Below are 6,001 nucleotides of genomic sequence, written 5' to 3' on the forward strand. Positions count from 1 at the left end.
GAGGAATCGACCGACGATGACCACCACCCCGCCCGCGAGGGCTTCCGCTCGGAGACGGGCGCGATGCACGCCTGCGGCCACGACGCCCACGCGACCATCGGCCTCGGCGTCATCGAGGCGGTCAAGGACAGCGACTTCTCGGGGACGCTGAAGGTCTTCTTCCAGCCGGCCGAGGAGGTCATCGGCGGCGGCAAGCCGATGGCCGAATCCGGCCACCTCGACGACGTCGACTACCTCTATGCGATCCACGTCGGCCTCGACTTCCCGACCGGCGAGGTCGTCGCCGGCATCGGCGGTATCCTCGCTGTGACGCAGTTCTACACGACGTTTTCGGGCGCACCGGGACACGCTGGCGCCCGGCCGGAAGAGGGTCGAAACGCCGTGCAGGCGATGGCGACCGCAGTCGGGAACCTCTACGGCATCCCGCGGCACAGCGACGGCGCCTCCCGCGTCAACGCCGGCCGAGTCGGCGGCGGCACGGCGACGAACATCATCCCCGAAGAGGCGTTCGTCCACGGCGAGGTCCGCGGCGAGACGACCGAGATCCGGGATTACACCTTCGAGCGCGCCCAGAAGGTCTTCGAGGGCGCGGCGCTGTCCCACGACTGCGAGTGCGATATAAAAGTCGAAGGGGAGGCTCCCTCCGCCGAAAGCGACGAGGAACTGGTCGATATCGTCCACGGCATCTCGGAGTCCCACCCCGAGGTCCGACAGCCGACCCGCCGGGGCGAACTCGGCGGCAGCGAAGACGCCACCTTCCTCATGCAGTACGTCCAGGACAACGGCGGTCTCGCGACCTACGTCGGCATCGGGACGGACCATCCCGGCGGCCACCACACGGCGACGTTCGATGTCGACGAGGACTCGCTCGAAATCGGCGTCGACGTGCTGAGCGAGGCTATCGAGGCGACGAGTCGGCAGTCGCCGGGGTCCCAGCCGTAGCACTCCTGTCCGCTTATAAAAGGAACCGCTCTTCGTCTTCGCTCAGATCGACGAAGGAGTCGGCGGCTTCGACCAACTCCTCGGCCGTCGAGGAGCCGAAGCCCATGACCTCGGTGCGGACGCCCTCGTGGCGGAGGTGGGTACACAGGCGGGCGAAATCGCCGTCGCCGCTACAGAGGACGAACGCGTCGATCTTGGACGCCAGCGTCACGGCGTCCAGCGTCATCCCGAGGTCCCAGTTGGCCTTCTGGCTGCCGTCGGCGAAGGTCTTGATGTCCTTGATCTTCGTCTCGAAACCGATGTCGCGGAGCGCCTCGAAGAAGTCCTCCTCGGAGGGCGATTCCGCGCGGATGACGTAGGCGATAGCACGGACGAGTTCGCGGTCGGCGACGGCTTCATCGAGGATGGCGGTGTAATCGAGGTTCTGCGAATAGAGAGTGTGGGCGGTGTGATAGAGGTTCTGCGAGTCGGCAAGGACGGCCACTCGCTGGTTTGCGTGAATCGGCGGCATATCGGAAATGGTTCGGCCTCCCGGATATGCCTTCGTATCGACCCTCCGCTCACGTAGCGGTCTTCTCGATCACGCCTTTCACCTGCGCGGCATCGAAGTCGTGGTCGGGCCGGAGGTTGACGAAGTCCAGGAAGTTCCGGGCCGAGAGCAACTCCTCGGGGGAGTAGTAGTCGGCGGCCGCAGCGACGGCGTCGGCCGCCCCTACAAGCGGGGCCAGAGAGGCCAGCGCGCACGCGATATCGTAGGCTTTCGCGTCCTCGATAGCGTCGTCGTCGACCCGCGTCGCGTCGATGAAATAGAGGGTCTCCTCCCCGTCTTTCGGCGCCACGAGGACGTTCTCGGCACGCAGGTCGCCGTGGGCGATGCCGGCGGCGTGCATCCGCGAGAGGTTCTCGAAGAGGTCGGGGGTCAGGGTTTCGAGTTGCGCTTCCGACACCTCTTCGAGCGTCCGGAACGACGGGAGATATTCGAGAACGAGTACGCCGAGGCCGTCGTGTTCGAACGCTTCGAGTGGTTCGGGCGCCTCGACGCCCAACTCGCGCATCCGCCGGGTCGATTCGAGTTCGTGTTCGGCCATCTCCAGTGGCGTCGAGAAGTGCTCGAAGAAGCCCTCGGTACCCGAGGAGAAGGCGCCGATGTTGCGACCCGTCGTCAAGAGGCCGTGAACCAGCGTATGTTGGCCGGCGATGACCTTCACGAACCAGCGTTCGTTGACGACACACGGCACCGACAGCCAGTTGTCCGCTTCGAGCGATTCGATGGACTCCAGCGACTCACCGTAGCGTTCCGCGACCTCCTTGCCGACCGCCTGGAGTCGGGACTGAGGCACGCTCGCCCGGAGGACGCGTCGGAACGCCATTCACTCAGCGTAGGTCGCCTCGGGACTTAAACGTCCGTACGGAGGATAACCGATACACGCGTGGTTTTCGCTCCCGGCACGTTTATTTTTCCGCCGTCGTAGGCTATCACATGGACTTTACGCTCCCCGACGAACACAGGATGACCCGCGAGGTCGTCCGGGACTTCTGCGAGGAGAACATCGAACCCATCGCCCAAGAGATCGAGGACGAGCACCGTTTCCCCGAGGAGATCTTCGCGGAACTGGCCGATCTCGACCTGATGGGCGTGCCCGTCCCCGAGGAGTACGGCGGCGCCGGCGGCGATTACCTCATGTATTCGCTCGTCGCCGAGGAACTCGGCCGCGTTTCCGGCTCTATCGGCCTGTCGTATGTCGCCCACACCTCGCTGGCGACGATGCCGATCATCAAGTTCGGCACCGAAGAACAGAAGGAACGCTGGGCCAAGCCCCTCGCGGAGGGCGAATACCTCGGGTCGTGGGCGCTGACCGAACCCGAATCCGGGTCGGACGCCTCCGACATGGACACGATGGCCGAGAAGGACACCGCCGAGCAGAGCTCGGCGAGCCCTGCACCGCCGGAGGCGGAGCAGGACGGCGACGAGTACGTCCTCAACGGCACCAAGCAGTTCATCACCAACGCCAACGTCGCCGGCTCGGTCCTCGTCAAGGCCGTCACCGACCCCGGCGCCGGCTACGACGGCATCTCGACGTTCATCGTCGACCCCGAGGAGGACGACGGCTTCGAGGTCACGACCGTCTGGGACAAGATGGGTCTCAACGCCTCGCCGACCTGCGAGATCCAACTCGACGACGTCCGGGTCCCCGAGGACCGCCTCCTCGGCGAGGAGGGCGACGGCTGGGACCAGACCAAGAAGACCCTGGACGGCGGCCGCATCTCCATTGCCGCCCTCTCGACGGGGCTCGGACAGGGCGCCTTCGAGGCCGCCCGCGATTACGCCACCGAGCGCGAGCAGTTCGACCAGCCCATCTCGAAGTTCGACGCCGTCCGCGACATGATCGTCTCGATGGACCGGAAGATCGAGCGGGCGCGCCTGCTCACCCACAAGGCCGCGGTCAAATACGACAACGGCGAGGACGTGACCCGCATCTCCTCGCTGGCCAAACTCGACGCCTCCGAGATCTCACGGGAGATCGCCGAGGACGCCGTGCAGGTGCTCGGCGGCTACGGCTACACCACCGACTTCGCCCCCCAGCGGTTCTACCGCGACGCCAAACTCATGGAGATCGGCGAGGGTACGAGCGAGATCCAGCATCTCGTGTTGGGTCGTGAGTTAGGACTGTAACTACTGTCTGTTCGGTTTCGCGGCCGGTCCGTGTTCGGCCCGGAGGCCATCCGTGCGGTTTGCTTCGTCATCGAGCGCCGCCGACAGCAGTTTCCGTTCGGCCTTTCGGAGGTGTTCGTGCAACGTTGCTCGACTGATATCCAGCGTCTCGGCGAGTTCTTCGTTGTTGATCTTCCGGGGCCACTCGTAGTAGCCACGGGCGAGTGCCTCCCCGGCGACTTCCTGCTGGCGTTCGGTCAGCGGGGATTCGGACGTGGCGCTGAACTGTTCGAGTTTCCCGAGGGTGACGGTTCCGAACGCTTCGAGGTCGTCGATGATGTCCTTGAGGTCGTCCCGACGGAACACCAATACGTTGTACTCCCGCTGTTGGCCGTGAACCGTGTTCGACCGGCGTAGCGTCCCGTGGTTCCGGTAGATGGCCGAGTACGCGCCACAGGACGGCTTCGTCACGAGGAGGTTGTCGGAATCCAGTCTATCGACGTGTTCGACCTGTTCGGCGGCGTCGAGTTCCCGCTGGAACCGCTCGGCGTACTCACCCGCTCGGATGACGAACGTCACCGACCCGTTCCGGACCTCCTCGATCTCGATCGGCAGTGGCGTGTCGGCATCCGCCGTGAGTCGCCGGAGGATGCATTCCCGGTGTTGCGTGAAGTGGATCGTCGCGGTGAACATCTCGGGGTTCCCGGACTATCTGCGCCCAACGACGATAAATGGTCGTGCATCATGCCACATTTCGAACGCTTCGTTGCCCTCCCGGCCGAGCATCGGCAAGCGATGACTCGACCATAGTATAAAAAGACCCAACAGCTGTTGGGAGAATTCTTACCCTCCGAACGACTGTATCCTAAGTGTACGATACCAAATGACACACAACCTCGGCGTGGACGTCGGTGGCACCTTTACGGACGTCATCGTGTTCGACGAAGCCACGCATGAACTCACGATAGACAAAGTACTATCAACGCCGGAGAATCCCTCTGAAGGCGTCTTACAGGGCATCGAGGAGGCGACCACGAAAGCCGGCACGTCGGTCGGGGAACTGGACCTCCTCTTTCACGGGACGACGGTCGTGACGAACATGTTGCTCGAGGAGACCGGCTCTCGGGTCGGGCTCATCACGACCGAAGGACACGAGGACGTCCTGCATCTGGCGCGCGCCTGGACGCCCGGCCCGCTGTACGGCTGGATGGACATGGAGAAACCCGACCCACTTGCGGACCTCGTCGACACGAGAGGCATTTCGGGGACGATTAATTCGCCGGATGGCGAAGAGATGGAGCCGCTCGACGAAGCGGAGGTCCGCGAGGCCGTTCGGGAGCTGGAAGACGCAGGCGTCGAGTCGTTGACCGTCGCCCTGCTCAACTCGTATCTCAATCCGGAACACGAAGAGCGGGTCCGGGAGATCGTCGAAGAGGAAACCTCTGAATTGCCCGTCTCGATCTCCTCGGAGATCGTCCCGGAGTACGGCGAGTACGAACGGACGCTCACGACGGTCATCAACGACTACGCCCGTCCGCAGGTCATTCGGTATCTCGACGACCTCGACGCGTCGCTGGACGAGGCCGGGTCGACGGCCAAGATGAACGTCGTCCGGTCCGACGGCGGACTGATGAGTTCGGCGGCCGCCAAGAGCCGGCCGGTCGAACTCGCACTCTCCGGGCCGAGCGGCGGCGTCGTCGGTGCCGCGACCATCGCCTCGAAGAAGGGCGTACCGGACGTCCTCACGCTGGATATGGGCGGCACATCGACGGACGTCTCGCTGGTCGAAGACGGGACGCCCGAGACGACGCGCCAGACCAAGGTCGGCTATCGGGAGTTCAAATCCCGGTCGGTCGACGTGAACACGGTGGGCGCGGGCGGCGGCTCCATTGCTCGCGTCCAGTTGAGCGGGTCGCTACAGGTTGGCCCGGAAAGCAGCGGTGCCGACCCCGGTCCTGCTTGCTACGGGCAGGGCGGCGAGGAACCGACGGTCACCGACGCGAACGTCGTCCTCGGTCGCATCCCATCGGGAGTCCAGCTGGGCGGGAAGATGGATCTCGACCACGAGGCAGCCCGCGAGGCCATCGCGGGTATCGCCGAGGAGCGAGGCAGTTCCATCGAGGAGGCCGCACAGGCCATCCTCGACATCGTCAACGAGAACATGCACGGCGCGCTCCGTGTCGTCTCCGTCGAGCGGGGGTACGACCCGCGCGACTTCGGCCTGGTCGCCTTCGGCGGGGCGGGCCCGATGCACGCCAACGCGCTCGCGGACGTGATGGACTCGTATCCGCTGGTCATTCCGCCGGGCCCCGGCGTTATGTCGGCGTTCGGCTTCCTCACCTCCGACGTCCAAAACGAGTTCTCGGAGACCTACCTCCAGACTGACGACGACGTCACCGGCGACGA

General features: G+C 64.8%; 6 protein-coding genes. 3 read left to right on the plus strand and 3 right to left on the minus strand.

Annotated elements, in window-relative coordinates; translation table 11 throughout:
• Positions 1 to 942: amidohydrolase (locus V5A53_RS12180; RefSeq protein ID WP_332313887.1), on the plus strand; the 942-nt coding region annotated here is incomplete at its 5' end.
• 13 nt (positions 943 to 955) lie between these two features.
• Here the strand turns inward: V5A53_RS12180 and V5A53_RS12185 are convergent.
• Together V5A53_RS12185 and V5A53_RS12190 are read right to left on the minus strand one after the other, a co-directional pair.
• Positions 956 to 1,453 carry a LabA-like NYN domain-containing protein gene (locus V5A53_RS12185; protein ID WP_332313888.1) on the minus strand — a complete coding sequence of 166 codons (498 nt, stop codon included), beginning with the start codon at positions 1,451 to 1,453 and terminating at the stop codon, positions 956 to 958.
• Between the two features lie 49 nt (positions 1,454 to 1,502).
• Positions 1,503 to 2,312: an RIO1 family regulatory kinase/ATPase domain-containing protein gene (locus V5A53_RS12190; protein WP_332313889.1), complete on the minus strand. Its 810-nt coding sequence runs from the start codon at positions 2,310 to 2,312 to the stop codon at positions 1,503 to 1,505.
• A gap of 110 nt (positions 2,313 to 2,422) precedes the next feature.
• Here V5A53_RS12190 and V5A53_RS12195 point away from each other — a divergent pair, with 110 nt between their 5' ends.
• Complete coding sequence (locus tag V5A53_RS12195; protein WP_332313890.1) at positions 2,423 to 3,616, plus strand: acyl-CoA dehydrogenase family protein; 1,194 nt, start codon at positions 2,423 to 2,425, stop codon at positions 3,614 to 3,616.
• Here the strand turns inward: V5A53_RS12195 and V5A53_RS12200 are convergent, their stop codons facing one another.
• Positions 3,617 to 4,288, minus strand: a complete 672-nt coding sequence (locus V5A53_RS12200; protein ID WP_332313891.1) for a helix-turn-helix domain-containing protein — start codon at positions 4,286 to 4,288, stop codon at positions 3,617 to 3,619.
• Positions 4,289 to 4,478: 190 nt separating this feature from the next.
• On the opposite strand from V5A53_RS12200, the gene V5A53_RS12205 reads away from it, so the two are divergent.
• Positions 4,479 to 6,001 (plus strand): hydantoinase/oxoprolinase family protein (locus V5A53_RS12205; RefSeq protein WP_332313892.1); only part of this gene is annotated, 1,523 nt, incomplete at its 3' end.

Origin of the sequence: Natronomonas sp. (assembly GCF_036625485.1) — an archaeon.
In the GTDB taxonomy this organism is placed as follows: domain Archaea; phylum Halobacteriota; class Halobacteria; order Halobacteriales; family Haloarculaceae; genus Natronomonas.